This window comes from Rhodoferax ferrireducens, from assembly GCF_031458075.1.
GTDB lineage: Bacteria > Pseudomonadota > Gammaproteobacteria > Burkholderiales > Burkholderiaceae_C > Rhodoferax_B > Rhodoferax_B ferrireducens_A.
Window position 1 is genome coordinate 229,870 of the sequence record NZ_JAVDXT010000002.1, and the last position, 26,228, is coordinate 256,097.

Annotated in this window: 24 protein-coding genes; 12 read left to right on the forward strand and 12 right to left on the reverse strand. The window is 64.8% G+C overall.

Going from position 1 to position 26,228, the window contains the following annotated elements; genetic code table 11:
• The first annotated feature begins 96 nt into the window (after window positions 1–96).
• From J2X19_RS10110 to aspS, 9 genes are all read left to right on the forward strand, one after another.
• Complete coding sequence (locus J2X19_RS10110) at window positions 97–3,987, forward strand: DUF3683 domain-containing protein (RefSeq protein ID WP_310373035.1); 3,891 nt, start codon at window positions 97–99, stop codon at window positions 3,985–3,987.
• Window positions 3,987–4,400: a gamma-butyrobetaine hydroxylase family protein gene (locus tag J2X19_RS10115; protein ID WP_310373037.1), complete on the forward strand. Its 414-nt coding sequence runs from the start codon at window positions 3,987–3,989 to the stop codon at window positions 4,398–4,400. Before J2X19_RS10110 ends, J2X19_RS10115 begins: the two co-directional genes overlap by 1 nt.
• A 133-nt stretch (window positions 4,401–4,533) precedes the next feature.
• A complete protein-coding gene (ubiE, locus tag J2X19_RS10120; protein ID WP_310373039.1) occupies window positions 4,534–5,265 on the forward strand; it encodes a bifunctional demethylmenaquinone methyltransferase/2-methoxy-6-polyprenyl-1,4-benzoquinol methylase UbiE in 732 nt (243 codons plus the stop codon).
• 41 nt (window positions 5,266–5,306) lie between these two features.
• A complete protein-coding gene (locus tag J2X19_RS10125) occupies window positions 5,307–6,287 on the forward strand; it encodes a Tim44 domain-containing protein (RefSeq protein WP_116603954.1) in 981 nt (326 codons plus the stop codon).
• A 60-nt stretch (window positions 6,288–6,347) separates the two neighbouring features.
• Entirely contained in the window at window positions 6,348–6,890 is a 543-nt protein-coding gene (locus J2X19_RS10130) for a ubiquinone biosynthesis accessory factor UbiJ (protein ID WP_310373040.1), read from the forward strand.
• Window positions 6,887–8,467: a ubiquinone biosynthesis regulatory protein kinase UbiB gene (gene ubiB, locus J2X19_RS10135; protein WP_310373041.1), complete on the forward strand. Its 1,581-nt coding sequence runs from the start codon at window positions 6,887–6,889 to the stop codon at window positions 8,465–8,467. The genes J2X19_RS10130 and ubiB overlap by 4 nt, the downstream gene beginning before the upstream one ends.
• Before the next feature lie 71 nt (window positions 8,468–8,538).
• Complete coding sequence (locus J2X19_RS10140; protein WP_310373042.1) at window positions 8,539–8,889, forward strand: FmdB family zinc ribbon protein; 351 nt, start codon at window positions 8,539–8,541, stop codon at window positions 8,887–8,889.
• A 7-nt stretch (window positions 8,890–8,896) separates the two neighbouring features.
• Window positions 8,897–9,523 (forward strand): DUF502 domain-containing protein, encoded by a 627-nt coding sequence (locus J2X19_RS10145; protein ID WP_116604271.1) that lies wholly within the window; start codon window positions 8,897–8,899, stop codon window positions 9,521–9,523.
• Between the two features lie 96 nt (window positions 9,524–9,619).
• Window positions 9,620–11,428 (forward strand): aspartate--tRNA ligase, encoded by a 1,809-nt coding sequence (gene aspS, locus J2X19_RS10150; RefSeq protein WP_310373043.1) that lies wholly within the window; start codon window positions 9,620–9,622, stop codon window positions 11,426–11,428.
• A gap of 87 nt (window positions 11,429–11,515) precedes the next feature.
• Here the strand turns inward: aspS and J2X19_RS10155 are convergent, their stop codons facing one another.
• Window positions 11,516–12,352: an AraC family transcriptional regulator gene (locus tag J2X19_RS10155; protein ID WP_310373044.1), complete on the reverse strand. Its 837-nt coding sequence runs from the start codon at window positions 12,350–12,352 to the stop codon at window positions 11,516–11,518.
• Window positions 12,353–12,430: 78 nt separating this feature from the next.
• On the opposite strand from J2X19_RS10155, the gene J2X19_RS10160 reads away from it, so the two are divergent.
• Entirely contained in the window at window positions 12,431–13,672 is a 1,242-nt protein-coding gene (locus J2X19_RS10160; protein WP_310373045.1) for an MFS transporter, read from the forward strand.
• Here the strand turns inward: J2X19_RS10160 and maiA are convergent.
• The 4 genes from maiA to J2X19_RS10180 are packed head-to-tail and all read right to left on the reverse strand — an operon-like array spanning window position 13,669 to window position 17,875.
• Window positions 13,669–14,310 carry a maleylacetoacetate isomerase gene (gene maiA / locus J2X19_RS10165; protein ID WP_310373046.1) on the reverse strand — a complete coding sequence of 214 codons (642 nt, stop codon included), beginning with the start codon at window positions 14,308–14,310 and terminating at the stop codon, window positions 13,669–13,671. The genes J2X19_RS10160 and maiA overlap by 4 nt on opposite strands.
• A 7-nt stretch (window positions 14,311–14,317) precedes the next feature.
• Entirely contained in the window at window positions 14,318–15,592 is a 1,275-nt protein-coding gene (gene fahA, locus J2X19_RS10170) for a fumarylacetoacetase (protein WP_310373047.1), read from the reverse strand.
• Window positions 15,589–16,884 carry a homogentisate 1,2-dioxygenase gene (gene hmgA, locus J2X19_RS10175; RefSeq protein WP_310373048.1) on the reverse strand — a complete coding sequence of 432 codons (1,296 nt, stop codon included), beginning with the start codon at window positions 16,882–16,884 and terminating at the stop codon, window positions 15,589–15,591. The genes fahA and hmgA overlap by 4 nt, the downstream gene beginning before the upstream one ends.
• Window positions 16,885–16,894: 10 nt before the next feature.
• Window positions 16,895–17,875 (reverse strand): Bug family tripartite tricarboxylate transporter substrate binding protein, encoded by a 981-nt coding sequence (locus J2X19_RS10180; protein WP_116603945.1) that lies wholly within the window; start codon window positions 17,873–17,875, stop codon window positions 16,895–16,897.
• 163 nt (window positions 17,876–18,038) lie between these two features.
• Between J2X19_RS10180 and J2X19_RS10185 the strand changes: the two genes are divergently transcribed.
• Window positions 18,039–18,872 carry an IclR family transcriptional regulator gene (locus J2X19_RS10185; protein WP_310373049.1) on the forward strand — a complete coding sequence of 278 codons (834 nt, stop codon included), beginning with the start codon at window positions 18,039–18,041 and terminating at the stop codon, window positions 18,870–18,872.
• Between the two features lie 194 nt (window positions 18,873–19,066).
• Here J2X19_RS10185 and hppD read toward each other — a convergent pair whose 3' ends face one another.
• From hppD to J2X19_RS10210, 5 genes are all read right to left on the reverse strand, one after another.
• On the reverse strand, window positions 19,067–20,143 hold the full coding sequence (gene hppD / locus J2X19_RS10190) for a 4-hydroxyphenylpyruvate dioxygenase (protein WP_310373050.1): 1,077 nt from the start codon (window positions 20,141–20,143) through the stop codon (window positions 19,067–19,069).
• A gap of 109 nt (window positions 20,144–20,252) precedes the next feature.
• The gene (locus J2X19_RS10195) at window positions 20,253–20,777 is read right to left on the reverse strand and encodes a gamma carbonic anhydrase family protein (RefSeq protein ID WP_116603943.1); all 525 of its coding nucleotides are present in this window, start codon (window positions 20,775–20,777) and stop codon (window positions 20,253–20,255) included.
• A 17-nt stretch (window positions 20,778–20,794) separates the two neighbouring features.
• The gene (locus J2X19_RS10200) at window positions 20,795–21,772 is read right to left on the reverse strand and encodes a Bug family tripartite tricarboxylate transporter substrate binding protein (RefSeq protein WP_310373051.1); all 978 of its coding nucleotides are present in this window, start codon (window positions 21,770–21,772) and stop codon (window positions 20,795–20,797) included.
• 35 nt (window positions 21,773–21,807) lie between these two features.
• Window positions 21,808–22,941 carry a CaiB/BaiF CoA transferase family protein gene (locus tag J2X19_RS10205; protein WP_310373052.1) on the reverse strand — a complete coding sequence of 378 codons (1,134 nt, stop codon included), beginning with the start codon at window positions 22,939–22,941 and terminating at the stop codon, window positions 21,808–21,810.
• Window positions 22,938–23,870 carry a hydroxymethylglutaryl-CoA lyase gene (locus J2X19_RS10210; protein ID WP_310373053.1) on the reverse strand — a complete coding sequence of 311 codons (933 nt, stop codon included), beginning with the start codon at window positions 23,868–23,870 and terminating at the stop codon, window positions 22,938–22,940. The genes J2X19_RS10205 and J2X19_RS10210 overlap by 4 nt, the downstream gene beginning before the upstream one ends.
• A gap of 128 nt (window positions 23,871–23,998) precedes the next feature.
• Here J2X19_RS10210 and J2X19_RS10215 point away from each other — a divergent pair, with 128 nt between their 5' ends.
• Entirely contained in the window at window positions 23,999–24,916 is a 918-nt protein-coding gene (locus tag J2X19_RS10215; protein WP_310373054.1) for a LysR family transcriptional regulator, read from the forward strand.
• Window positions 24,917–25,005: 89 nt separating this feature from the next.
• On the opposite strand, the gene J2X19_RS10220 is transcribed toward J2X19_RS10215, so the two are convergent.
• Complete coding sequence (locus J2X19_RS10220; protein ID WP_310373055.1) at window positions 25,006–25,542, reverse strand: hypothetical protein; 537 nt, start codon at window positions 25,540–25,542, stop codon at window positions 25,006–25,008.
• On the reverse strand, window positions 25,542–26,222 hold the full coding sequence (locus J2X19_RS10225) for a C39 family peptidase (RefSeq protein WP_310373056.1): 681 nt from the start codon (window positions 26,220–26,222) through the stop codon (window positions 25,542–25,544). Before J2X19_RS10225 ends, J2X19_RS10220 begins: the two co-directional genes overlap by 1 nt.
• Between the last annotated feature and the right edge of the window lie 6 nt (window positions 26,223–26,228).

Consider the following 26,228-nt stretch of genomic DNA (forward strand, 5'->3'; position numbering starts at 1 on the left):
GCTGTCGGCAGGGTGATAGAGCGCTGCCCTAAAATTGCTACCCGATCTGTCTTCCCAGGCCCATGGGCGCAGCTGCCCACCCCAGGTTATTTCTCCATGAATGCTCCCACCGCGTTGTCCACCTTGCTGGCGCAGGCCCCTGAAGCCGTGCGCCTGCGCGAAATTCCGTACAACTACACCTCGTTTTCCGACCGTGAGATCGTCATCCGCCTGCTAGGCGCGCGTGCCTGGGATGTTTTGAATGGATTGCGCCAGGAGCGCCGTACCGGCCGATCCGCGCGCATGCTGTACGAGGTACTGGGCGATATCTGGGTGGTGCAGCGCAACCCCTATCTGCAGGACGACCTGCTGGACAACCCGAAACGCCGCAAGCAGTTGGTGGACGCCTTGCACCACCGCCTGGACGAAGTCGGCAAGCGCCGCAAGCCCAACAACGGCAATGACCGCGACAGCCAGCGCGATGCGCTGGTCGGCGAGCTGCTGGTGGCCGCTACCGCCGCGGTCGACCAGTTCGGCAAGACCTTCACCCAGGTGGCGGAGCTGCGCCGCAAGACCGCACGCGTGCTGGGCAAGCTGACCGCCAAGGACAACATCAAGTTCGACGGCCTGAGCCGCGTCAGCCACGTAACCGACGCCACCGACTGGCGTGTCGAATACCCGTTCGTGGTGCTGACCCCAGATACCGAGGCCGAAATGGCCGGCCTGGTCAAGGGCTGCATCGAGCTCGGCCTGACCATCATTCCGCGCGGCGGCGGCACCGGCTACACCGGCGGCGCGATCCCGCTGACCTGGAACAGCGCGGTGATCAACACCGAAAAGCTCGAAGCCATGACCGAGGTGGAGATGCGCATGCTGCCCGGCGTCGACCACCCGGTGGCCACCATCTACAGCGAAGCCGGCGTCGTCACCCAGCGCGTGGCCGATGCGGCCGAGCGCGGCGGCTATGTGTTTGCGGTCGATCCCACGTCCGCCGAGGCCTCCTGCATAGGCGGCAATATCGCCATGAACGCCGGCGGCAAGAAGGCCGTGCTCTGGGGCACGGCGCTAGACAACCTGGCCTCCTGGCGCATGGTGACGCCCGACGCCCAGTGGCTGGAAGTCACCCGCCTGAACCACAACCTGGGCAAGATCCACGATGTGGAAGTCGCCAGCTTCGAGCTGCAGTACTTCGAAGCCGATGGCAAGACCAAGATACGTACCGAGCGGCTCGACATCCCGGGCCGCACCTTCCGCAAGGAAGGCCTGGGCAAAGACGTGACCGACAAGTTCCTCAGCGGCCTGCCGGGTATCCAGAAAGAAGGCTGCGACGGACTGATCACCAGCGGCCGCTGGGTGGTGCACCGCATGCCGGCGCACACCCGCACCGTCTGCCTGGAGTTCTTTGGCGACGCCAAGAACGCCGTGCCCAGCATCGTCGAGATCAAGGACTTCATGTTCGCCGAGCAAAAGCGCACCGGCGTGCTGCTGGCCGGGCTCGAGCATCTGGACGACCGCTACCTGAAGGCCGTGGGCTACACCACCAAATCCAAGCGCGGTGGCCTGCCGAAGATGGCCTTGTTTGGCGACATTGCCGGCGACAACGCCGACGACGTGGCGCGCGCGACCAGCGAAGTGGTGCGCATCGCCAATTCGCGCAGCGGCGAAGGCTTCATCGCCATCAGCCCCGAGGCACGCAAGAAATTCTGGCTGGACCGCAAAAAGACCGCCGCCATCAGCCGGCACACCAACGCCTTCAAGATCAACGAAGACGTGGTGATCCCGCTGCCGCGCATGGCCGAGTACACCGACGGCATAGAGCGCATCAACATCGAGCTCAGCCTGAAGAACAAGCTGGAGCTGTGCGATGCGTTGCAGGAGTTCTTCAGCCGCGGCAATTTGCCCCTGAGCAAGGGCGACGAGGATGGCGATGTGCCGTCCCCCGAGCTGCTGGAAGAACGCGTGGTGCAGGCCCAGAGCCTGGTGGCCGAGACCCGTGCCCTGTGGCAGGGCTGGCTGGACGGCGTGGAAACCCTGTTTCCGCAGCTGCAAGACCACAGCCTGCGCGCCAGCTGGAAGACGCAGATCCGCGCCCAGCTGCAAAACATCTTCACCGGCGCTGGCTTCAAGGGCATCCTGGACGAATGCACCGCCATCCACAAGACCGTGCTCAAGGGCCGGGTCTGGGTGGCGTTGCACATGCACGCCGGCGACGGCAATGTGCACACCAATCTGCCGGTCAACAGCGACAACTACGAGATGCTGCAGACCGCGCACGAGGCGGTGAAACGCATCATGGCGCTGGCCCGCAGCCTGGACGGCGTGATCTCGGGCGAGCACGGCATTGGCATCACCAAGCTGGAGTTTCTGAGCGACGCCGAGATGCAGCCGTTCACCGACTACAAGCAGCGCGTGGACCCCGAAGGCCGCTTCAACAAAGGCAAGCTGCTACGAAATTCGCAGCTTCACGCGCAGGAGGGTATTGCGCTGGACGCTGATTTGACCAATGCCTACACCCCGAGCTTCGGGCTGATGGGCCACGAGTCGCTGATCATGCAGCAGAGCGATATCGGCGCCATTGCCGACAGCATGAAGGACTGCCTGCGCTGCGGCAAATGCAAGCCCGTCTGCGCCACCCACGTGCCGCGCGCGAACCTGCTGTACAGCCCGCGCAACAAGATCCTGGCGACCTCGCTGCTGGTCGAGGCCTTCTTGTACGAAGAGCAGACCCGGCGCGGCGTCAGCATCAAGCATTGGGAGCAGTTCGAAGACGTGGCCGACCACTGCACGGTGTGCCACAAATGCCTGTCGCCCTGCCCGGTGAAGATCGACTTCGGCGATGTGACCATGAACATGCGCAACCTGCTGCGCAAGATGGGCAAGAAGAGCTTCCGCCCCGGCAATGCCGCGGCCATGTTCTTCCTGAACGCGACCAACCCCGAGACCATCAAGTTCGTGCGCTCGGCCATGGTCGACGTGGGCTTCAAGGTCCAGCGCCTGGCCAATGACTTGCTGCGTCCTGCGGCCAAGAAGCAGACCGCGGCCCCCCGCGCCAGCCTGGGCACCGCGCCGATCAAAGAGCAGGTGATCCACTTCATCAACAAGAAGATGCCGGGCAATCTGCCGAAGAAGACCGCGCGCGCGTTGCTGGATATCGAGGACAAGGACTACGTGCCCATCATCCGCAATCCGGTGGCGACCACCAGCGAGTCGGAAGCGGTGTTCTACTTTCCCGGCTGCGGCTCGGAGCGACTGTTCAGCCAGGTCGGTTTGGCGACGCAGGCCATGCTCTGGCATGCGGGTGTGCAGACCGTGCTGCCGCCTGGCTACCTGTGCTGTGGCTACCCGCAAAAGGGCAGCGGCCAGTTCGACAAGGCCGACAAGATCATCACCGACAACCGGGTGCTGTTCCACCGCGTGGCGAATACGCTGAACTACCTGGACATCAAGACCGTGGTGGTGTCATGCGGCACCTGCTACGACCAGCTGCAGGGCTACGAGTTCGACAAAATCTTCCCCGGCTGCCGCATCATCGACATCCACGAATACCTGCTGGAAAAAGGCATCACCCTGAACAACGGCGGCACCTACCTGTACCACGACCCCTGCCACACGCCGATGAAGCTGCAGGAGCCGATGAGGACGGTGAAGGCGCTGCTGGGCGACCAGGTCACCGAGAGCAAGCGTTGCTGCGGCGAGTCCGGCACCCTGGGCGTAACCCGGCCCGACATCTCGACGCAGATCCGCTTCCGCAAGGAAGAAGAGCTGCGCAAGTCCGAGACCGCGCTGCGCGAATCCGGCCAAGTCGGTCCGCAAGACAATCTGAAGATATTGACCAGCTGCCCCAGCTGCCTGCAAGGCCTGAGCCGCTACGGCAACGACCTGCAGAACGGCCTGCTGGAAGCCGACTACATCGTGGTCGAAATGGCCAACCAGATCCTGGGCGACCAGTGGCTGCCGACCTATGTGGCGCAAGCCAACAATGGCGGCATTGAGCGGGTGTTGGTGTAATGGCCGGCTTGACCAAAGGCGCGCCGACGCCTGAAGACATCACGGTACATGGCCAGTCCAAGGTGCTGGAAGTCACGTTTTCGGACGGTGCCAGTTTCCGTATTCCGTTCGAGCTGATGCGCGTGTATTCGCCCTCGGCCGAGGTGCAAGGCCACGGCCCGGGCCAGGAAACCCTGCAGACCGGCATGCGCGAAGTCACCCTGGTGGGGCTGGAGCCGGTGGGTAACTACGGCGTGCAGCCCACGTTCTCCGACGGCCACAGCACGGGCATCTTCACCTGGGACTACCTGTACTTCCTGGGTTCGCAGGAGCCGAAGCTGTGGGCGGACTACGAAGCCCGCCTGGCGGCTGCCGGTGTCGACCGCGACGCCCCCATGCCGGGCAAGGCCGCGCACGGCTGCGGCAGCCACTAAGGCCTGTCTGCTATAGATAAAATAGCTGCTGGCGCAGGTGGAATGTGCGCCAGAGGCTTTTTTTCTTTAAATCCCCCATGGCTGTGCAGGGTTGTCGGTGCCCGGCGTCACCTTTCTGACTTAGTATAAAAACATGAGCACTACCCATTTTGGTTTCCAGTCGGTCGACGAGAGCGAGAAAGCCCGCCATGTGCGCGGCGTGTTCGACTCGGTGGCCAGCAAATACGATTTGATGAACGACCTGATGTCGGCAGGTCTGCACCGCGCCTGGAAGGCCTATACCGTGCTGGTCGCCGATATCCGCGAAGGCCACCAGGTGCTGGACATTGCCGGCGGCACCGGCGACCTGTCCATGGCCTTCGCCAAGAAGGTCGGCGCCAGCGGCCGCGTGGTGCATACCGACATCAACGAAGCCATGCTGCGCACCGGCCGGGACCGCCTGCTGGACGCTGGCGTGGTGCTGCCAACCATGGTCTGCGATGCCGAGAAACTGCCGTTTGAAGACGCGTCGTTTGACCGCGTCAGCGTGGCTTTTGGCCTGCGCAACATGACGCACAAGGACGTGGCCCTGGCCGAGATGGGCCGCGTACTCAAGCCCGGCGGCAAGCTGCTGGTGCTGGAGTTCTCCAAGGTGGCCCAGCCGCTGGAGAAGGCGTACGACTGGTATTCGTTCAAGGTATTGCCGCAGCTGGGCAAGCTGGTGGCCGGCGACGACGCCAGCTACCGCTACCTGGCCGAGTCGATCCGCATGCACCCCGGCCAGAAGGAACTCAAGACCATGATGCAGGCTGCGGGCTTCGGCCATGTGGACTACCACAACCTTACCGGTGGCATGGTGGCGCTGCACGTAGGTATCAAGTGCTGATGGCCTTGGCGTCTAATACTTTATAAATACACGGAGATACCATGAAATTCTGGGCAATAGTTTTGGCCGCCACCATCGCCTTGGGCGCGGGCTTCGATGCCGAAGCGGCGCGCCGCATGGGGGGCGGCAAGTCAATCGGGCAGCAGTCCAGCAATGTGACGCAGCGCCAGGCGGCTCCCGCAGCACCTGCCGCACCGGCCCAAAACGCCAACAACACAGCCCCCAAGCCGGCGACGGCCGCACCTGCTGCGGCGGCTCCCAAGCGTCCCTGGGGCGCGATGCTCGGCGGGCTGGCGGCCGGTCTGGGCCTGGCCTGGTTGGCCAACTCCCTGGGCCTGGGCGCGGCCATGGGCCAGTTCATGCTGATTGCCCTGGTGGTGCTGGTGGGTATGGTTTTGTTCAGCTGGTTCATGCGTTCGCGCAGGAATGCCGGCGCACCGTCGTCCGGCAATAGCCCGTTCGCCTTCCAGGGCGCAAGTCCCGCAGCGCCGGCCACCGCACCTGCCTACCGGGTGGAAAACGTGGGCAATGATGCGTCGGCCCGTCCGTTCGAACGCAGCAACTCCCTGCCTTTGGACGGCGCCGTATCGGGTTCGATGATCGGCTCGGCACTGGCCGGTGCGCAAGGCTGGGGCGTGCCCGCGGGCTTCGACTCCGAAGGTTTCCTGAAAGCCGCGAAGAACAACTTCATCACCTTGCAGTCGGCCTGGGACCGCTCGGACATTTCCTCGCTGCGCGCCATGATGACCGACACCATGCTGGGCGAGATCCAGTCCCAGCTGAACGAACGCGAAACCCATACCGGCGGCCAGGTCAACAAGACCGACGTGGTGATGCTGGAAGCCAAGCTGCTGGGCATTGAAGACCTGGGCAATGACTACATGGCCAGCGTCGAGTTCTCCGGCATGATCCGCGAAGAGCCTTCGGCAGGACCGAGCCCGTTCCGCGAAGTCTGGAACATGACCAAGCCGAAGAACGGCGGCAGCGGCTGGCTGGTCGCTGGAGTCCAAGCCCTGCAATAGCGATTGGTCAAGGACGCTTGCGTCCTGAGCCCGAGAAACTATCCCGGATAATGGGGGACTATGGCAACACAGTCCCCCTTTTCTTTGCTCGAAGACCTTTTTAACCGCGCCAGCGCCACGCTGCAGCCGCCGCCCTGGGTGGTGGACGAGGTGCAGAACCGCGTCGTGCTGCTGCTGAACCATGTGCTGCAGCAAGAACCCGAAGCCATGGCCCGCCTGGCCCGGCAAAAGGGCAGTGTGGTGCTGGTGCAGTGGCGCAGCTTCCATATGTCCCTGGTGGCTACACCCGCCGGCCTGCTGGACCGCGCCACCCCCGGCATGCGCGCCGACCTGACCTTGACCATCACCGAAACCTCGCCTTTGGCCTTGGCCCAGCAAGCTCTGCGATCCGACAAGCCCGGCGTGCGCATAGAAGGCGATGTGCAGTTGGCGGCCGAGGTCAACTGGCTGGTCGACCATGTGCGCTGGGATCTGGAAGAAGACCTGTCTAAGCTGGTGGGCGACACGGCAGCCCATACCGTGGGCAATGTGGTCCGCAGCGCCGCGGCGACCCTGCGCCAGTTCATAGGCCAGCGTCCCGGTGCCGACAAGGCACCCGCATGAGCCGGATTTTTCGCGGCGCCTACATCGTTTGGATCGTACTGCGCTACGGGCTGGATGAGCTGGTACTGACCAGCTTCCAGAAGCCCTGGTTGGGGGTGCTGGCCCGCGTGCTGTCGGTAGGCCGCAAACTGGATGCGCCGCGCGGTGTGCGCCTGCGCGAGGCGCTGGAGCGGCTGGGGCCGATCTTCGTCAAGTTCGGCCAGGTGCTGTCGACCCGGCGCGATCTGCTGCCGCCCGACATCGCAGATGAGTTGGCGCGTTTGCAGGACCGCGTGCCACCGTTCCCCTCGGCCGTGGCGGTCGCCACCATCGAGCGCGCGTTCCGCAAATCGGTGAGCGACATTTTTGAAAGCTTTGACCACACGCCGGTGGCCAGCGCGTCCATCGCCCAGGTCCACTTTGCGGTGCTGAAAGACCGCAATGGCCGGCTGCGCGAAGTGGCGGTCAAGGTACTGCGCCCGGGCATGCTGCCGGCTATCGAAAGCGACCTGGGGCTGATGCGCACCATGGCCGGCTGGGTCCAAGGCCTGTCGGCCGACGGCAAGCGCCTGAAGCCTATGGAAGTGGTGGCCGAGTTCGACAAGTACCTGCACGACGAGCTGGACCTGGTGCGCGAGGCCTCCAGTGCGGCGCAGCTGCGCCGCAATATGGACGGGCTGAACCTGGTGCTGATCCCCGAGATGTTCTGGGATTACTGCGCCACCGAGGTCATCGTGATGGAGCGCATGACCGGCATTCCCATCAGCCAGACCGAGCGGCTGCGGGCTGCAGGCGTGGACTTTCAGAAGCTGGCCCGCGATGGCGTGACCATCTTCTTCACCCAGGTGTTCCGCGACGGCTTTTTCCATGCCGACATGCACCCTGGCAATATCCAGGTGTCGGTGGAGCCGGCCACCTTTGGCCGCTACATCTCGCTGGACTTCGGTATCGTCGGCACCCTGACCGAGTTCGACAAAGAATATCTGGCGCAGAACTTCACCGCCTTCTTCCGGCGCGACTACAAGCGCGTGGCCGAGTTGCACATCGAGTCGGGCTGGGTGCCCGCCAATACCCGTGTCGACGAGCTGGAAGCCGCCATCCGTGCCTGCTGCGAGCCGGTTTTCGACCGTCCGCTGAAGGAAATTTCGCTGGGCATCATCCTGATGCGCTTGTTCCAGACCTCGCGCCGCTTCCAGGTCGAAATTCAGCCGCAGCTGGTGCTGCTGCAGAAAACCCTGCTGAATATCGAGGGCCTGGGCCGCGAACTCGATCCCGAACTGGACCTGTGGAACACCGCCAAACCCTTCCTGGAAAAGTGGATGCTGGAGCAGATCGGCCCCAAGGCCTTCATCGAGCAGCTGAAAAACGAGGCGCCGCGCTATGCCAAGCTGCTGCCCGAGCTGCCGCGCCTGCTGGTCGACTTCTTGAAGCAGGGCGCGACCGACCGCGGCGGCGACCAGCGCAAGCTGCTGGAAGAACTGCTGGTCGAACACCGGCGTACCAACCGGCTGCTGCATGGCCTGGTGTTCGGTGTGATTGGTTTCGGCCTGGGGCTGTTGGTGATGCGCCTGCTTTTCTTATCCCCGTTCCTGTTCTAGGGCCAGCCGGGTTTTCACCCGGTCAAACTATAATCAAGAGTTTTGCGACTTCAACCCGAGCCTTCCACGCCATGCCTATCTACGCTTATAAATGCGAGTCTTGCGGGCACAGCAAAGACGTATTGCAGAAAATGTCTGATGCGCCGCTGACCGATTGCCCCGTTTGCGGTGCAGCCGCATTCAAGAAACAAGTCACCGCCGCCGGTTTTCAGCTCAAGGGCTCGGGCTGGTATGTGACCGACTTCAAGGGTGGCGGCGCAGCCGCTACCACCACCCCCGCGCCCAAGGTGGACGACGGCAAGCCCGCGGCATCCACCGATGGCGCCGCCAAGTCTGCCGACAGCGCTGCGGCGCCTGCGCCGGCCGTGGCTGCCCCGGCGCCCGCACCGGCTCCTTCCAGCGGCACCGGCTCGGCGACCTGATTCCATGATGGCTGCTATCCGCAAATGGCTGTTGTCCGGCCTGTTGGTGATTGTTCCCGTGGCCATCACCGTCTGGGTGCTGGAATGGGTGATCAGCACGCTGGACCAAACCCTATTGATCCTGCCCTCCAGCTGGCACCCCGACAAGCTGCTGGGTTTCCACATCCCTGGCTTCGGCGTGTTGTTGGCTTTCGGCTCGCTGCTGATCGTGGGCGCGGTGGCCAGCAATTTTGTAGGCCGCAAGCTGGTCGACTGGTGGAATCTGCTGTTGCACCGTATTCCTATCGTCAGCTCGATCTACTCGGGTGTGAAGCAGGTGTCCGACACCTTGTTTTCCGAGAATGGCAATGCTTTTCGCAAAGCGGTGCTGGTGCAGTGGCCGCGCGAAGGCGTCTGGACGATTGCTTTCGTGACCGGCGTGCCCGGTGGCGATACCGCCAACTATCTGCAGGGCGACTACCTGACGGTCTATGTGCCCACCACGCCGAACCCGACCGGCGGCTACTTCGTCATGCTGCGCGCCAGCGAGTGCGTGGAACTGCGGATGAGTGTGGACGAGGCGCTGAAGTACATCGTCTCCATGGGCGTGGTAGTGCCTAATGGCGTTGCACCGCACCCCGCCAAGCTGCCTTAAATACGCCTGTAAAACCGCTGTGTAATGGCGGGCCGCCCCGGTGCCGCCGTCTTTGTTAACCTTTGCGCCCCTTAGCGGCGCCAGAAATCGATAGCCATGCAATCTCAAATGCGTACCACCTACTGCGGTCTCGTGACCGAAGCCCTGCTGGGCCAAACCGTCACCCTGTGCGGCTGGGTGAACCGCCGCCGTGACCACGGTGGCGTGATCTTCGTTGACCTGCGCGACCGCGAAGGTTATGTGCAAGTGGTGTGCGACCCGGACCGCGCCGAGATGTTCGCCGTCTCCGAAACCCTGCGCAACGAGTTCTGCGTGCAGATCAAGGGCCTGGTGCGCGCGCGCCCTGAAGGTACGGTCAACGACAACCTGAAAAGCGGCAAGATCGAAATCCTCTGCCACGAACTGGTGGTGCTGAACCCTTCGGTCACCCCACCGTTCCAGCTGGACGACGACAACCTGTCGGAAACCACCCGTTTGACGCATCGCGTGCTGGACCTGCGCCGCCCCTACATGCAGAACAACCTGATGCTGCGCTACCGCGTGTCGATGGAAGTGCGCAAGTTCCTGGATTCGCATGGTTTCATCGACATCGAAACGCCTATGCTCGGCAAGTCCACGCCCGAAGGCGCGCGCGACTACCTGGTGCCCAGCCGCGTGCACGAAGGCATGTTCTTCGCGTTGCCGCAGAGCCCGCAGCTGTTCAAGCAGCTGCTGATGGTGGCAGGCTACGACCGCTACTACCAGATCACCAAGTGCTTCCGCGACGAAGATCTGCGCGCCGACCGCCAGCCTGAATTCACCCAGATCGATATCGAAACCTCGTTCCTCACCGAACAGGAAATCCGCGACATGTTCCAGGGCATGATCATCACCGTGTTCAAGAACACCCTGGGCGTGGACCTGGGCGAGTTCCCGGTCATGACCTTCCAGGAAGCCGCCCACCGCTATGGCTCCGACAAGCCCGATCTGCGCGTCAAGCTGGAATTCACCGAGCTCACCGACGTGATGGCCGACGTGGACTTCAAGGTGTTCTCGGGTGCCGCGACGATGAAGAACGGCCGTGTAGTCGGCCTGCGCGTGCCCGGCGGCGCCAAGGAAGTCGGCGGCCTGAGCCGCAGCGACATCGATGGCTACACCGAGTTCGTCAAGATCTACGGCGCCAAGGGCCTGGCCTACATCAAGGTCAACGAGCTGGCCAAGGGCCGCGACGGCCTGCAAAGCCCGATCGTCAAGAACATCCACGACAAGGCCCTGGCCGAAGTGTTGGCCCGCACCGGCGCGCAAGACGGCGACCTGATCTTCTTTGGCGCCGACAAGGCCAAGATTGTCAACGACGCCATCGGCGCTCTGCGCATCAAGATCGGCCACAGCGAATTCGGCAAGAAGAACGGCCTGTTCGAAAAAGGCTGGCGCCCGATGTGGGTGGTCGACTTCCCGATGTTCGAGTTCGACGAAGACGCACAGCGCTACACCGCTACGCACCACCCGTTCACCGCGCCCAAAGACGGCCACGAAGACTGGATGGTCACCGCGCCCGAGAAGTGCATCTCCAAGGGCTACGACATGGTGCTGAACGGCTGGGAAATGGGTGGCGGCTCGGTCCGTATCCACCGTGCCGACGTGCAGCAGAAAGTCTTCGATGCACTGAAGATCACGCCCGAAGAAGCGCAAGACAAGTTCGGCTTCCTGCTGGACGCGCTGCAGTACGGCGCGCCTCCGCACGGCGGCCTGGCCTTCGGCCTGGACCGTATCGTGACCTTGATGACCGGCGCCGAGTCGATCCGCGACGTGATCGCCTTCCCCAAGACCCAGCGCGCCCAGGACTTGCTGACGCAAGCGCCTTCGACCGTGGACGAGAAGCAGCTGCGCGAACTGCACATCCGTTTGCGCAACCCCGTCGCCTGATCCGGGTTTTGCCTGTGCAAAAAAGCCCGCTGCGTGCGGGCTTTTTTACGTCTGGTTTACTATAGATTTGATAGCTGCTTGCGCAGATTAAACAAGCGCTGGAGCCTTGTTTTTCATAAATTTCAGGGCCGCACCCTGGAACTGGCTGGGCGACTGGCCCATGGCGGCTTTGAACATGGCGGCAAACGCGCTGTCGCTGGCATAGCCGCAGCCGGTCGCCACCTGGCTCACCGGCACGCCGCGCGCCAGCAAGGGCAGGGCGTGGGCCAGCACCGCCTGCTGGCGCCATTGCAGATAGCTGGTGCCCAGCTGGTCGCGGAACAGCCGCGCCACCGTGCGCTCGCTGGCGCCGAAGTCGGCCGCCCATTCGGCCAAGGTCGCCTGGCGGGACGGCTCGCGCAGCACCGCGTCGCACAGCGCGCGCAGGCGCTTGTCCTGCGGCAGGGCGATGCGCAGGTTGTAGGTGTCGGCGTGGGTGATTTCGTCCAGGGTCAGCAGGATCAAGGCGTTCTCGCGCGGGCCGGGCTGGGTGTCTTCCAGCGCGTGGATCAGTTCGCGCAGAAAGCTCGACACCACCAGGGTGCGGCAGCCGGTCCAGCCGGGCGGCGTGGCCGACACGTCCATGTACAAGGTGCGCAGATGGGCGTTTTCCAGCAGGGTCACGGCATGCGGCAGATTCGCCGGAATCCACACCGCGCGCGACGGCGGCACGATGAAGCTGCTGTGCTGGCCCTGGTCGATGGCGGTGACCTGCATCAGGCCGCGGTCGCAGTAGGCCAGCTGCGCCCAGGCATGCTGGTGCGGCTCGAAATGGGTGTCCACCGGCAGCGAACGCGCGCGGCAACGCAGCGGGCGCTGCGGCGTAGGCGCGAAGTTGTCGACGCTCTCCAGTTCGGTGAATTTGAGGACGGATGTGCGTAGCATGCTGGTTTGGCTGAAATTCGCTGAAAACTGTCTTTTTGCCGTATTTCAGAAAGTACCGGCAGATACTACGATAGCTGCATGAGCACATCAAGCATCCCTCTCCCTACGGCCAATCCGGCCAGTCTGCGCCAGGAGGCCGGCGTGATCGGCCTGGTCGGCGGCGCGCACATGATCAGCCATTTCAGCCAGCTGCTGCTGGCGCCGCTGTTCCCCTGGCTGAAGGACGACTTCAACGCCAGCTACGCCGAACTCGGCTTTCTGATGTCGATCTTCTTCGTGGTGTCCTGCGCGGTGCAGATGGCCTCGGGCTTTGTGGTCGACAAGTTCGGCCCGCGGCCGATTTTGTTCGGTGGCCTGGCGCTGCTGGGGCTGGCGGCGTTCGGCTTCTCGGCCAGCCATAGCTACGCGATGCTGGCGGCGTTCTCGGTGGTGGCGGGCATAGGCAACGGCGTGTTCCACCCGGTGGACTACACCTTGTTGAACCGCAAGATCAGCGCGCCGCGCTTAGGCCATGCCTACAGCGTGCACGGCATCACCGGCAGCCTGGGCTGGGCGCTGGCGCCGGCCATGCTGGTGCCGATTGCGCTGGCGTTCTCCTGGCGCACCGCGCTGGCCTCGGCCGGCACCTTGGCGTTTGCGGTGCTGGCGGTGCTGTGGATCAACCGCGACAAGCTGGCTCTGCCGGCCATGCCGGTAGCCAAAGCCGGCGCGCCGGTGATGGAGGGTGGCAGCTTCGGCTTCATGCGCATCCCGGCAGTGTGGATGTGCTTTGGCTTCTTCTTTTTCTACGCCATCGCGCTGAGCGTGGTGCAGGCTTTTGCGCCCGAGGCCGCGCGCCAGCTGCACAACGTACCGCTGGCCATGGTGGCCATGTGTCTGACCATCTACATGGTCTGCAGCTCGGGCGGCATGGTACTGGGCGGTTTTCTGGCGTCCGACCCGACGCGCTGCGAGCGTATCGTCGGCATCGGTTTCGGCATAGCGGCATCGCTGGCCCTGGTGCTGGCGCTGGCCGATGTCCCAGCCTGGGCGGTGCCAGTGTTCTTCGGCCTGATGGGTTTCTCGGCCGGCACCGGCGGCCCGTCGCGCGACCTGATCGTCAAGCGCGCCACGCCGGCCAATTCCACCGGCCGCGTCTACGGCGTGGTGTATTCGGGGCTGGACATTGGCCAGGCGCTGTCGCCCCTGGTGTTCGGCACCTTGATGGACCGCCATCAGTACGCGGGTGTGTTAGTCGGCCTGGCCCTAGTGCAGGCGGTGCTGATCGCCAGCGCCTTCAACGTGCGCAAGGTCCGTCGTACGGTGCTGGCAACTGCCTAAGCCGCGTCGGCCTGCACCTCCGGTGCAGCGCGCTGGAAGGCCGGCAGCTGCCGACAGGCCTCGCCTATGCGCCGTACCAGTGGATAGGCGTCCAGCGCCACGTGGAAGCGCTCGGCGTTGTACAGCTGCGGCACCAGGCAGCAGTCGGCCAGGGTCGGCGTATCGCCATGGCAGTACTGGCCGCTGCTCTGCTGCAGCATCGCCTCCACCGTCTTGAAGCCCAAGCTGATCCAGTGCGCGTACCAGGCGCGTCGGGCCTCGACCGCCACGCCCAGCGTGGTCTCCAGGTACTGCATCACGCGCAGATTGTTCAGCGGATGGATTTCGCAGGCGATGGCCTGGGCGAGGGCCCGCACCCGGGCCCGGCCAGTCGCATCGGCAGGCAGCAGCGGCGGTGCTGGATGCCGCTCGTCCAGGTACTCGATGATGGGCAGCGACTGGCTCAGGGTGACATCGCCATCGACCAGCACCGGCACCAGTTCGGCCGGGTTCAGCGCGGCAAAGGCGGCGGCATGTTGCTCACCGCCGTCGCGCAGCAGGTGCACCGGCACGGACTGGTAGGCCAGGCCTTTCAGCTCCAGCGCAATCCGCACCCGGTAGGCGGCCGAGCTGCGGAAGTAGGTGTGCAGGACCAGCATGGCGGCCTCAGAACCGTACCGCGGGCAGTACCGTGCCCCGGCATTCGCCAAAGCCGATGCGCCGGAAACCATCGCGCACGCAGTAGCCGCGCAGAATCACCGTGTCGCCGTCCTCCAGGTAGGTGCGGGTTTCGCCGCTGGACAGGGTGAAGGGCTTTTTGCCGCCGGTGCTGAGTTCCATCAACGAGCCGCCTTGCTCGGGCTTGGGGCCGGACAGCGTGCCGGTGCCGAACAAATCGCCGGCGCGCAGATTGCAGCCGTTCACCGTGTGGTGCGCCACCAGCTGGGCCACGGTCCAGTAGGCGTCGCGGTAGTTGGACTGCGACAGCTTGTCGCCCGCATGGCCTGCGGCCCGCATCTGCGCCGTTTGCAGCCACACCTCTAGTTCAATATCGATAGCACCTTGCGCCGTATTGGCGGGCGATACCAGGTAATCCAAGGGTTCTGGATCGCCCTCGGGCCGGCTGAACGGCGCGCGGAACGGCGCCAGTGCATCCAGGGTCACCACCCAGGGCGACAGCGTGCTGGCGAAGTTCTTCGACAAAAACGGCCCCAGCGGCTGGTATTCCCAGCCCTGTACATCGCGTGCGCTCCAGTCGTTGAACAAGGCCACGCCGAACACATGGTCCTCGGCCTGGGCCATGGCAATTGGCTGGCCCAGCGGATTCGGCCGACCCACCACCAGGCCCAGCTCCAGCTCGTAGTCGAGCCGGCGGCACGGGCCGAAGCTGGGCACGTCCTGGTCGGGCGCCTTGGTCTGGCCGTTCGGGCGGTGGAAGCTGGCACCGCTGGGCTGGATGCTGGAGGCCCGGCCGTGGTAGCCGATGGGCACCCATTTGTAGTTGGGCAGCAGCGGGTTGTCCGGGCGCAGCTGCTTGCCGATGGTCGTGGCGTGGTGGATGCTGGTGTAGAAGTCGGTGTAGTCGCCGATCTCGCAGGGCAGGCCCAGCTCTACCTCGGCCTGCACATGCAGCGCGGCCTGGAACTTGGCCTGCTGCGGGCTGCCGGCACGCAAACCCTCGACCATGGCGTGGCGCAGGCTGCGCCGGGCTTCGGGCAGCAGGCGCATCAGCCGGTTCATGTCGTTGCTGTCGATCAGGCCGGCGGCGCGCAGGTCCAGCACCTGGTCGCCAATGGCCACGCCGATGCGCCAGTCGGCATCGGCTTCCAGCCGGAAGCGGCCGAAGGGCAGGTTTTGCAGCGGAAAGTCGCTGGCCGGGTCGTTGGCGGAGCTGACCCAGCTTTGCAGGTCGGGGGCGTGGGTGGCGTCGATGGTCGTCATGGCTTTTCCGGGTGAAAGTGTTTTTGCAGGCCTTGCCAGCATTGGTGGTAGTCGGTTTGCAGCTGCGGCGAGGCCAGGGCCTGCAGGGTGGGGCGCAGCACGCAGCGGGTTTCGAACATGAAGGCCATGGTGTCGGTGATCACGTGCGGCTGCGAGATGTCGGCGGTGCTGGCTTTCTCGAAGGTCTCGGCATCCGGGCCGTGGCCGGTCATGCAGTTGTGCAGGCTGCTGCCGCCGGGCACAAAGCCATCGGCCTTGGCGTCGTAGGCGCCGTGCACCAGGCCCATGAATTCGCTGGCGATGTTGCGGTGGAACCAGGGCGGGCGGAAGGTGTCCTGCATCGCCAGGATGCGCGGCGGGAAGATCACAAAGTCGATGTTGCTCACGCCCGGCGTGTCGCTGGCCGAGTGCAGCACCAGGAAGATCGACGGGTCCGGGTGGTCGTAGCTGATCGAGCCTATGGCGTTGAAGCGCCGCAGGTCGTATTTGTAGGGTGCGTAATTGCCGTGCCAGGCCACCACGTCCAGCGGCGAATGCGCCATCTGCGCGGTCCACAGCTGGCCCATGAACTTGGCTACCAGTTCATGCGGGCCTTCTACGTCCTCATAGGCGGCCACCGGTGTCAGAAAGTCGCGGGCATTCGCCAGGCCGTTCGAGCCTATCGGGCCCAGATCCGGCAGGCGGAAATTGGCGCCAAAGTTCTCGCAGATGTAGCCACGCGCCTCGGCGTCCAGCAGTTCCACTTTGAAGCGCACGCCGCGCGGAATCACCACGATTTCCTGCGGCTCGGCCTCGATCACGCCGAGTTCGGTAATGAAGCGCTGCCGGCCCTGCTGCAGCACGATGAGCAGCTCGCCATCGGCGCTGTAGAACACCCGCTGCTGCATGGAGCGGTTGGCCGCATACAGGTAGATGGCGCTGCCGGCTTGCGCATGCGGGTCGCCATTGCCAGCCATGCAGACCAGGCCGTCGACGAAGTCGGTGGGCTGCTGCAGCGCGGGCAGGGGGTTCCAGCGGAGCTGGTTCGGCGGGGTAGCGCCGAAGTCGCTGCGCATGGCGCTGGCGACCAGGGGCTGGAAGGGGGTGTGCATGGCCGAGGGGCGGATGCGGTACAGCCAGGAGCGGCGGTTCTCGGCGCGCGGCGCGGTAAATGCCGAGCCGGTCAGCTGTTCGGCATACAGGCCGTAGGCGCAGCGCTGGGGCGAGTTGCGGCCCACCGGCAAGGCCCCGGGCAGGGCTTCGGTGGCGAAGCTGTTGCCGAAGCCGGCTTGGTACTGCAAAGCGGTGTCCATCAGAGTTTCCTTAGTCCAGTTTGATGCCGTTGTCGCGGATCAGGCGGCCCCAGCGCTCACGTTCGGTCTGGGTGTAGCTGGCCATTTGGGCCGGCGTGCCGGGCATGGCTTCCACGCCCAGGGCCTGGAAGCGGGCCTTGATCGGCGTGCTGGCCAGGGCCTCCTGCAAGGCGCGGCTGTAGCGGGCCACGGTCTCGGGCTTGGCCGCCACCGGAGCCACCAGGCCTTGCCAGGCCCAGGCCTCGAACTTGGGCAGGCCTTGCTCGGCCAGGGTGGGGATCTCGGCCATGGTCTTGATGCGCGCCGGGCTGGCCACGCCAATCGCCTTGAGCTTGCCGGCGGCGATGAACGGGTAGCCGACGGCCGAGTCGATGAACATGAACGGCACCTGGCCGCCCATCACGTCCTGCACGGCCGGCGCTGCGCCCCGGTAAGCCACATGGGTGAGCTTGAGCTTGGCGGCGTCGCCCAGCATCTCCACCGCCAGATGGTGCGGGCTGCCCATGCCGGCCGAGGCATAGCTGGTGCCGCCTGGGTTGGCCTGGGCCCAGGCCTGGAATTCCTTCCAATTGCGCACCGGCACGTTCGGGCCGACCACCAGAATCATCGGAAAGCGCCCGAGCAGTCCCACCGGCACAAAGTCGCGTTCGGCGTTGTAGCTGAGCTTGCTGAACAGCGCGGGATTCGCAGCCAGGGTGGCGAAGTCGGCGGTCAACAGCGTGTGCTCGGTATCGCGGGCCTTGGCCGCGTAGTCGGCGGCGATATTGGTGGCGGCACCGGGCTTGTTGGTGATGACGATGGGCTGTCCCAGGCTCTTGCCCATGGTTTCGGCCAGCGAGCGGGCCAGCACGTCGGACCCGCCGCCGGGCGCATAGCCGAGTACCCATTCGACGGGTTTGCCGTCCTGGGCCAGGGCGCCCAGGGTGCATAAAGTCAGCGCTGCAGCGCCCAGAACGCGGCTGGCGCGGGATACGAAGGAAAGGCTTGCCATGGTGTCTCCGGTGGTTAAAGTTTGCTTAGAGCAAATCGGTTTGCAATTTTATTTTTAAATTTGTCTTTGTCAAATGCATTTGTCATTTGCGTATCGGCATATGGACGTTGCAAAATCCAGTCACAATGCCGCCCAGCCACAGACTTTGATCCCCTAGCTCCGCATGAAAAAAACCTTGTCCAGCCCGCCCGCAGATCCTGCCACAGACGCACCCGATGCCAAGGCCCAGCGCGCCGTGCAGTCGGTCGAGGTGGGTGGGCGCCTGCTGTTGACGCTGGCCGGGCATCCCACGGCCATGACTTTGAAAGACCTGGCTGCCGGCGCTGGCCTGCCGGCCGCGCGTGCGCATCCCTACCTGGTCAGCTTTGGCAAGCTGGGCCTGATCGAGCAAGACCTGGGCACTGGCCGCTATGCGCTGGGGCCCGCCGCGCTGCAGCTGGGGCTGACCTGCCTGCACCAGTTGGACCCGATCAAGGTGGCGGTGCCAGTGGCCGAGCGGCTGGCCGCCAGCACCGACCAGAGCGTGATCATTGCGCTGTGGGGCAATATGGGACCGACCGTGGTGCGCATGATCGAGGCACGCCAGCCGCTGCACGTGAACATGCGGGCCGGCACTGTGATGTCGGTGCTGGGCACGGCTACCGGCCGCGCGTTCGCGGCAGCTTTGCCGCGCAAGATGCTGGAGGAAGCGCTGGCCGGGCCGATGGGGCAGTTCAGCCCGGCGGACCTGCGGGGCGCCCAGCACCTGGAACAAGAGTTGCGCACGGCCAGCCAGGAGGTGCAAGCGCATGGCGTAACCCGCGCGTTGGGCCGGCCTGTGCCCAGCGTCAATGCCTTTGGCGCCGCCGCTTTTGACCACGAAGGCCATGTAGCCCTGGTCATCACCGCGCTGGGCCATGCGGACCATTTCGATGCGGACTGGGATTCGCCCATGGCGGTGGCGGTGCGCCAGGCCGCCGCCGACATATCGCGGCGGCTGGGTTTTGCTATTGTTTGAATAGCTGCTAGCGCAGGTTTTGTATGCGCCAGCGGCCGATTTCATGCTGAATTAGCAGTTGCTCACAACCCAACGGCGGGCACAACGGCCCTTATCCCAGGGAACCCGTGGAACCGGCTCCGCCGGGCCACTGGGTTCGTCCCCTGCAAGGGGGGGCGGAAACGCGCAGCGTGGAGCCTGGGGGTGTTCCACATTCATGCGGTTTGCAGTACGCCGCGCTGCACCTGGTCGCGCTCTATGGATTCGAACAGCGCCTTGAAGTTGCCCTCGCCAAAGCCTTCGTCGCCCTTGCGCTGGATGAACTCGAAGAACACCGGCCCCAGCTGGGTTTGCGAGAAGATCTGCAGCAGCAGGCGCGGCGTACCGCCGTCGGTGGAACCGTCCATCAGGATGCCGCGGGTCTGCAGCTCGGCCACCGGCTGGCCGTGGCCGGGCAGGCGGCCGTCGAGCATCTCGTAATACACCTCGTTCGGCGCCGTCATCAGCGGCACGCCGGCCAGGGCCAGCTTGTCCACCGTGCCCAGCAGGTCGTCGCAGATCAAGGCGATGTGCTGTATGCCTTCGCCGTTGAACTTCATCAAATACTCTTCGATCTGGCCACCGCCCTGGCGCGATTCTTCGTTGAGCGGAATGCGGATCTTGCCGTCGGGCGCGGTCAGGGCTTTGGAGGTTAGGCCGGTGTATTCGCCCTTGATGTCGAAGAAGCGGATCTCGCGGAAGTTGAACAGGCGCTCGTAAAAGTCGGCCCAGAAGGCCATGCGGCCGCGGTAGACGTTGTGGGTCAGGTGGTCGATCAGCTGCAGGCCATGGCCTACCGGGTGCCGGTCCACGCCTTCGATGAAGTCGAAGTCGATGTCGTAGATGGATTTGCCGTCTTCAAACCGGTCGATCAGGTACAGCGGCGCGCCGCCAATGCCCTTGATGGCCGGCAGGTTCAGTTCCATCGGGCCGGGGTGCAGCTCGATCGGCTGGGCACCGAGCTCCAGCGCGCGGCGGTAGGCGTGGTGTGAATCCTTGACGCGGAAGGCCATGCCGCAGGCGCTGGGTCCATGCTCGGCGGCAAAGTAACCGGCCACGCTTTTCGGCTCACGGTTGACGATGAAGTTGATCTCGCCCTGGCGGTACAGCACCACGTCCTTGGAGCGGTGCTTGGCCACCAGAGTGAAGCCCATGCGCTCGAACACCGGCTCCAGCACGCCCGGGGTGGGCGACGCGAATTCCACGAATTCAAAGCCCATCAGGCCCATGGGATTGTCGAAGAGGTCTGCCACGGTGTGTGTCCTTGTAGAAATAGATGGCGCAATCATTTCGCAAAGAGTGCGCAGTTTTAATGCAAGTTGCTGCGCTGCTTTTTGTGTCTGCGCAGGTTTTCAGCGCTGGCTAGGCAAGCCGTTTCAGCTCTGTGCGGAATGTGGCCGCGCGCTGCACATACCCGGCGGCGCTGCGCTCCAGGTTCGCAACGTCTTCGTCGCTCAGCGTGCGCACCACCTTGGCTGGCGCGCCCAGGATCAGCGAACGGTCGGGGAACTCCTTGCGCTCGGTGACCACCGCACCGGCGCCGACCAGGCAGTGCTTGCCGATGATGGCGCCATTCAGCACCACGGCCTGGATGCCGATCAGCGAACCATCGCCGATGGTGCAGCCGTGCAGCATGGCCTGGTGGCCCACGGTGACGCGCTCACCCACGGTCAGCGGAAAGCTGGGGTCGGCGTGCAGCACGGCGCCTTCCTGCACATTGCTGGAGGCGCCTATGCGGATGGGCTCGTTGTCGGCCCGGATCACCGCGCCAAACCACACGCTGCTGTGCTCGCCCAGGCGGACCTGGCCGACGAGGGTGGCTTCCGCGGCTACGAAGGCGCTGGCGGCAATGTCGGGGATGTGGGAGCCTAGGCTGTAGATGGGCATGGTGGTTTCCTGGTAGTTCAGTCCAGGGTGATACCAGATTTTTTGGCCAGCACCGCATAGCGCGCCATCTCCGTGCGGAAATACTGGACCGCGGCTTCGGGTGTGGTCGGGTTGATCACATTGCCCTGCTTGGCCATGGCCTCCTTGACCTCGGGCGAGGCATAGGCGGCCACAAAGGCGTCGTGGATGCGCTTCACCTGGTCGGCGGGCAGCTTGGCCGGGCCGATCACGGCGAACCAGCCTTCTATGTTGTAGTTGGGCAGGCCCTGCTCGGCAATCGTCGGGATGTCGGGGGCGGCCGGCGTGCGCACGTTACCGCACAGGCCAATCGCCCGCAGCGCACCGCTTTTCAGGTGGGCTTGCACGGCCGGCAGGGCCACCACGCCCATTTCGACCTGGCCGCCGATCAGGTCGGTCACCATCGGGCCCGTGCCCTTGTAGGGGATGTGGCGGATCTTCACCTGGGCTTCGTCAACAAACATCTCGCCGGCCAGATGGATCACCGTGCCGTTGCCGGAAGAGGCGTAGTTGTAGGCATCGGGCTTGGCTTTCAGCAGGGCGATCAGCTCCTTCACGTTGTGCGCCGCCACCTTGTTCGGGTTCACCACCAGCACAAAGGGCGTGGCGCCCATCACGCTGATGGGCGTGAAGTCGCCCAGGGTGTCGTAGGGCAGCTTCTTGAACACGCTGGGGTTGATCACATGGTTGTTGGATACCAGGCCGATGGTCAGGCCGTCGGGCGCGGCCTTGGCCAGCGCCGAGGCGCCCGTGATGCCACCGGCGCCGGGCAGGTTTTCGATCACCACCGGCTGGCCGCCCAGGGCCTTCGTCAGTGCCTGCGTGCCGGCCCGGGCAATGGTGTCCACACCGGAGCCCGCGCCTATGGGCAGGATCACGCGCAGGGGCTTGTCGGGCACGTTTTGCGACCATGTGGGCAGGCTGCAGGACGCGGCGATCAGCGCCAGGGTGGCGCGGCGGGACAGGATGGGGTTCATGGGGTTTGTCTCCTTTGGAATGTGTTTTTATGGGTTCATCGACTGTGCAGTTGGCCCAGCACTTCATCGGTGTGCTCGCCGACGGCCGCCAGCGGCATGCGCACGCCGGGGCGCCGGCCGCCCAGGGTCAGCGGTAGCAAGACCACCTCGGTGCTGCCGCCGTCGTCGGTCTGCATGGGCACCAGGCCGCCGCTGGCCTTGAGGTGGGGGTCGTTGACCAGCTGGTCGGGCCGCATGATGGGCGCGTAGGGAATGCCGGCCGCCTCCAGCTTGGGTGACAGCTCGGCGGCGACGTGGTGCTGCAGGATTTCGCCCAGCCGCTGCAGCAGGGCCGGGCGTACGGCAACCCGCTGGGCGTTGGTCAGGAAGGCCGGCTCTTTGGCCAGATCGGGACGTTCGAGCACATCGCACAGGGTCAGCCACTGCTTTTCGCTGACCGCACCGATGAACAGCTGCTCGCCCTGGGCCAGGGTGAACACGTCGTAGACGCTCCAGGCCGACACGCGCGAGGGCATGGGCGGCGGCGGTTCCTGGGTCATCATGAACTGCTGCATGTGCTGGGCGCTGAGGAATACGCAGTTCTCGAACAGCGCGCTCTGGATCTCCTGGCCTTGGCCGGTGCGGTCGCGTTCACGCAGCGCGGCCAGGATGCCGATGGCGCCAAACATGCCGCCCATGATGTCGTTGACCGAGGTACCGGCGCGCAGCGGCCGGCCCTCGGGGCCGGTCATGTACGACAGGCCACCCATCATCTGCACCACCTCGTCCAGCGCCAACCGGTTCTCGTAGGGGCCGGGCAAAAAGCCCTTGTGCGAGGCGTAGACCAGCCGCGGATTCAAGGCCGACAGGCTGGCGTAGTTCAGGCCCAGCTTGTCCATCAGGCCGGGGCGGAAGTTCTCCAGCACCACATCGCATTGGGCTGCCAGCTCTTTGGCCGTGGCTTGGCCCTCGGGCGTGGTGATGTCCAGCACCACGCTTTTCTTGTTGCGGTTGAAGCTGCGGAAGAAGCCTATGCCCAGGCCCGGCAGATTGCGGGTTTTGTCGCCGCCCGGGGGCTCGATCTTGATGACCTCGGCACCCAGGTCGGCCAGGATCATCCCGCAGGTCGGGCCCATCACCATGTGGGTGAATTCGATGACGCGGATGCCCGCGAGGGGGAGGGTGTTCATGCAGTTGTCTCGGAAAAAGTTTTGGGAAGGCCGGCGCGCCACAGCGCACCGTGGGTGGTTTCGCCGGCCAGCCACTCGCTGACCTGGGCGCGCAGTTTCAACAGCTGCCGCAGGTCGATGCCGGTGTCCACGCGCATGCTGGCCAGCATGTAGGCCAGGTCTTCGGTGGCCGCATTGCCGCTGGCGCCGGGGGCGTGCGGGCAGCCGCCGATACCGGCCAGCGAGGCATCGAAGCGCTGCACGCCCAGCGACAGCGCGGCATAGACATTGGCCAGCGCCAGGCCACGGGTGTCGTGGAAGTGGCCGCAGCAGAAGCGGTCGCCGGCGATCTTCAGCGCTTGCTCGAACAGTTCGCTGACCTGGCGCGGGTCGGCATAGCCTACGGTGTCGGCGATGCTCACGCGGTCAGCGCCGGCGTCCAGCAGGGCCTGCATCAGGCGGAGCACTTCGGCCGGTTCGACCCGGCCTTGCAGGGTGCAACCAAAGGCCGTGCCCACGCCGCCTTCGATCAAGGTTTTGGAGCCCGCCGCATCGCGGGCGGCTCGGATGCGGGCCACCTCGGCTACCACCTCGTCGGGGGTCTGGCGCAGGTTCGCCAGGCTGTGGGCGTGGCTGGCGGACAGTGGCACGATCATCAGGTGCGCAGCCTGGGCGATGGCGCTTTCGGCGCCGCGCAGGTTCGGCACCAGTACCGAAGCGCGCAGGCCGGGCAGGGTCTGGGCATAGGCCAGTAGCTCGGCGGTGTCGGCCAGCTGCGGCAACAGCCGGGCGGGCACGAAGGAGCCGACCTCGATCTCGCGCTGGCCGGCAGCGTAGGCCAGGCGTATCCATTCCTGCTTGAGGGGCGTGGGCAGGATGGTTTGTATGCTTTGCAGGCCATCGCGCAAACCTACTTCGCGGACCACGGCGCTGGATGGGAAGGTGGGCATGGTTGTCTCCTAAGGGCCAGTGGGCTGGCTGTGGCGTATTTTTAGACATGCCATTCAAACTATCCAGTGGCATTTTGGAATACTGGAGTGTCCAAACTGGAATGTCAAAAACATGCCATCATGGCGCCATGCGTGACCTGGACCTGAAGACCCTGCGGCTGTTTGTGTCGGTGTGCGACCACCAGAATATGGCCCGCGCGGCCGAGCACGAACACATAGAACCCTCGGCGGTGAGCAAGCGCATCAGCCAGCTGGAGGTCGACCTGGGCACGCCCCTGCTGCTGCGCGCCCGGCGTGGCGTACAGCCCACGGCGGCCGGCGTGACGCTACTGGAGCATGCGCGCAACGTGCTGTTCACCATGGAGCGCATCGCCACCGACGTGGCGGCGTTCGGCAGCGGGGTGAAGGGCCATGTGCGCCTGGTCGCCAGTGCCTCGGCGATTGCCGAGTCCTTGCTGGACGATATTGCAGTGTTCATGCGCGAGCCCGCCAATCGCAACATCAAGGTGGACATTGAAGAGCGGCTGTCGCGCGACCTGGTGCGCCTGGTACGCGAGGGCAGTGCCTCGGTAGGCGTGTGCTGGGACAGCGTGGACCTGGACGGGCTGCAGCACCGGCCCTACCGTACAGACCGGCTGGCGCTGGCCGTGCACCCCGGGCATCCGCTGGCGCAGCGCAAGTCCCTGCGCTTCGAGCAGACGCTGGACTACGAGCACGTGGGCTTGCCGCCTTCCACGGCGGTCCACACCATGCTGCAGCGGGCGGCGGCGCGGGCCGGGCGCACCGTGTCGTACCGGGTGGTGGTGTCCAACTTCGACGCGGCCTTTCGGGTGGTGGCGGCGAACCTGGGGGTCAGCGTGGTGCCGGTGGAAGTGGGTGGCCCGGTTGCCGCCTTGCTGGGCATACGGGTGATTCCGCTGACCGATGGCTGGGCCCAGCGCAGGTTTGCCGTGTGCTTCCAGAACCTGGATGGGTTGCAGCCGGCGGTGCGGCGCATGGTCGACCATCTGGTGGAGCGCGCTGCGCACAGTGTCAGCCCGGCCTGATGATTTAAAGAAAAAAGGCCTGTAGCGCTTATTCAATCAGCGCGAGTAGCTATATAAATAATAGCAATAAGGCGACGCTGCCGCAGGTTTCAGCGTGGCGCAATCGCGCGGGCCAGGGCATCGTCGATGGTGCCCTGCACGTTCATGTTCCGCACCATGCCCAGGCCATTGGAGCTGGCGTTGATCAAGGTCTGCACATTGATTTGCTGGTTGCTCAGCGTGTTCTGGATGACGGTGCCCGCCCCCATGTTCGCTACCGCGCTGGGCGCGCTATTGCCCGGGCCGACCTGCACCAGGTTCAGGCCGGCGAGCTGGCCGTTGAGTTGCGAAGCCTGTGCGGGTGTCAGCTGGGACAGCTCGCCCAGGCTCAGGGTGGTCTCCGTGATCAGCGCGCCATTGATGTAGACCGTGCGGGTGATGCCGAAGCTGACCTGCAGCCCACCGCCGATATCAAAGCCGCCCCGCAGCTTGTCCAGGGTGCTGTTGCTGACGGTGCGCCACAGGTTGTTGTCGGCTGGTTGTCCTGCATCGGCCCGGTCGGAAAAATAAGCCAAGATCGCCAGGATGGCGAACAGGCACAGGTTGCGTCCGCGCTTGCTCAAGATCATGGGACGAGGGGCACGCATCAGAAGTCTCCAGGCCCGAGCCGGGGCAGGGTGATGCCCGCAGCGCCGATACGGTTCAGCCCATCGCTGACGGGCGCGCGCTGTGCCACGCGCCAGTCGGCCTGCAGGTTGAAGCGGGCGGTGTCCATCCGGTTGTGTACGACGAACAGCACGCGGTTTTGCCAGCTGGCGTCGAACGCCTGGCGCGCCACGGCCCGCGTGCCTTGTGCCGGGTCGCCGATCAGCACCCGGTCGGGCTGCACGCCTTTGACCACCACGAAATGGTGGTAGCCCTTCTCGTTGATCAGCACGATGGCTGGCACATTGGCCTCGTTGAGCTTTTCCAGCGGCTGCTCAAAGCCGTCGGCTTCGAAGCCGAGCTTGGCCAGCAGGCGTTTCATGTCGAGCAGGGAGAAGCCTTCGCGCTGGATTTTCTGCTGGTCGCCTTGCGCGTACATCTCTTCGAACACCGCTTGTTCGCTGACCGGATAGCCGTAGTGGTGGGTCAGCAGGGTGGCGAGGGCTGCGGAGCCGCAGCTGAAGTCGTACTGCTGCAGCAGGGTGCCGGCCCAGCGGGCTTCGCGGATGCTGGTGACGGGTACGCGGAAGTCGCCCGCGCCCATGGACGGCAGATGCGCAGTCTGCGCCGGTGCTACGCCGGTGCCGGCGAGCAGCGCTAAGGAAAGCAGCAGGCTGCGCATGGTGCC

Coding starts and splice junctions, on each gene's coding strand:
- J2X19_RS10110 (WP_310373035.1), top strand. CDS start 97: ATGAATGCTCCCACCGCGTTGTCCACCTTGCTGGCGCAGGCCCCTGAA.
- J2X19_RS10115 (WP_310373037.1), top strand. CDS start 3,987: ATGGCCGGCTTGACCAAAGGCGCGCCGACGCCTGAAGACATCACGGTA.
- ubiE (WP_310373039.1), top strand. CDS start 4,534: ATGAGCACTACCCATTTTGGTTTCCAGTCGGTCGACGAGAGCGAGAAA.
- J2X19_RS10125 (WP_116603954.1), top strand. CDS start 5,307: ATGAAATTCTGGGCAATAGTTTTGGCCGCCACCATCGCCTTGGGCGCG.
- J2X19_RS10130 (WP_310373040.1), top strand. CDS start 6,348: ATGGCAACACAGTCCCCCTTTTCTTTGCTCGAAGACCTTTTTAACCGC.
- ubiB (WP_310373041.1), top strand. CDS start 6,887: ATGAGCCGGATTTTTCGCGGCGCCTACATCGTTTGGATCGTACTGCGC.
- J2X19_RS10140 (WP_310373042.1), top strand. CDS start 8,539: ATGCCTATCTACGCTTATAAATGCGAGTCTTGCGGGCACAGCAAAGAC.
- J2X19_RS10145 (WP_116604271.1), top strand. CDS start 8,897: ATGGCTGCTATCCGCAAATGGCTGTTGTCCGGCCTGTTGGTGATTGTT.
- aspS (WP_310373043.1), top strand. CDS start 9,620: ATGCAATCTCAAATGCGTACCACCTACTGCGGTCTCGTGACCGAAGCC.
- J2X19_RS10155 (WP_310373044.1), bottom strand. CDS start 12,352: ATGCTACGCACATCCGTCCTCAAATTCACCGAACTGGAGAGCGTCGAC.
- J2X19_RS10160 (WP_310373045.1), top strand. CDS start 12,431: ATGAGCACATCAAGCATCCCTCTCCCTACGGCCAATCCGGCCAGTCTG.
- maiA (WP_310373046.1), bottom strand. CDS start 14,310: ATGCTGGTCCTGCACACCTACTTCCGCAGCTCGGCCGCCTACCGGGTG.
- fahA (WP_310373047.1), bottom strand. CDS start 15,592: ATGACGACCATCGACGCCACCCACGCCCCCGACCTGCAAAGCTGGGTC.
- hmgA (WP_310373048.1), bottom strand. CDS start 16,884: ATGGACACCGCTTTGCAGTACCAAGCCGGCTTCGGCAACAGCTTCGCC.
- J2X19_RS10180 (WP_116603945.1), bottom strand. CDS start 17,875: ATGGCAAGCCTTTCCTTCGTATCCCGCGCCAGCCGCGTTCTGGGCGCT.
- J2X19_RS10185 (WP_310373049.1), top strand. CDS start 18,039: ATGAAAAAAACCTTGTCCAGCCCGCCCGCAGATCCTGCCACAGACGCA.
- J2X19_RS10195 (WP_116603943.1), bottom strand. CDS start 20,777: ATGCCCATCTACAGCCTAGGCTCCCACATCCCCGACATTGCCGCCAGC.
- J2X19_RS10200 (WP_310373051.1), bottom strand. CDS start 21,772: ATGAACCCCATCCTGTCCCGCCGCGCCACCCTGGCGCTGATCGCCGCG.
- J2X19_RS10205 (WP_310373052.1), bottom strand. CDS start 22,941: ATGAACACCCTCCCCCTCGCGGGCATCCGCGTCATCGAATTCACCCAC.
- J2X19_RS10210 (WP_310373053.1), bottom strand. CDS start 23,870: ATGCCCACCTTCCCATCCAGCGCCGTGGTCCGCGAAGTAGGTTTGCGC.
- J2X19_RS10215 (WP_310373054.1), top strand. CDS start 23,999: ATGCGTGACCTGGACCTGAAGACCCTGCGGCTGTTTGTGTCGGTGTGC.
- J2X19_RS10220 (WP_310373055.1), bottom strand. CDS start 25,542: ATGCGTGCCCCTCGTCCCATGATCTTGAGCAAGCGCGGACGCAACCTG.
- J2X19_RS10225 (WP_310373056.1), bottom strand. CDS start 26,222: ATGCGCAGCCTGCTGCTTTCCTTAGCGCTGCTCGCCGGCACCGGCGTA.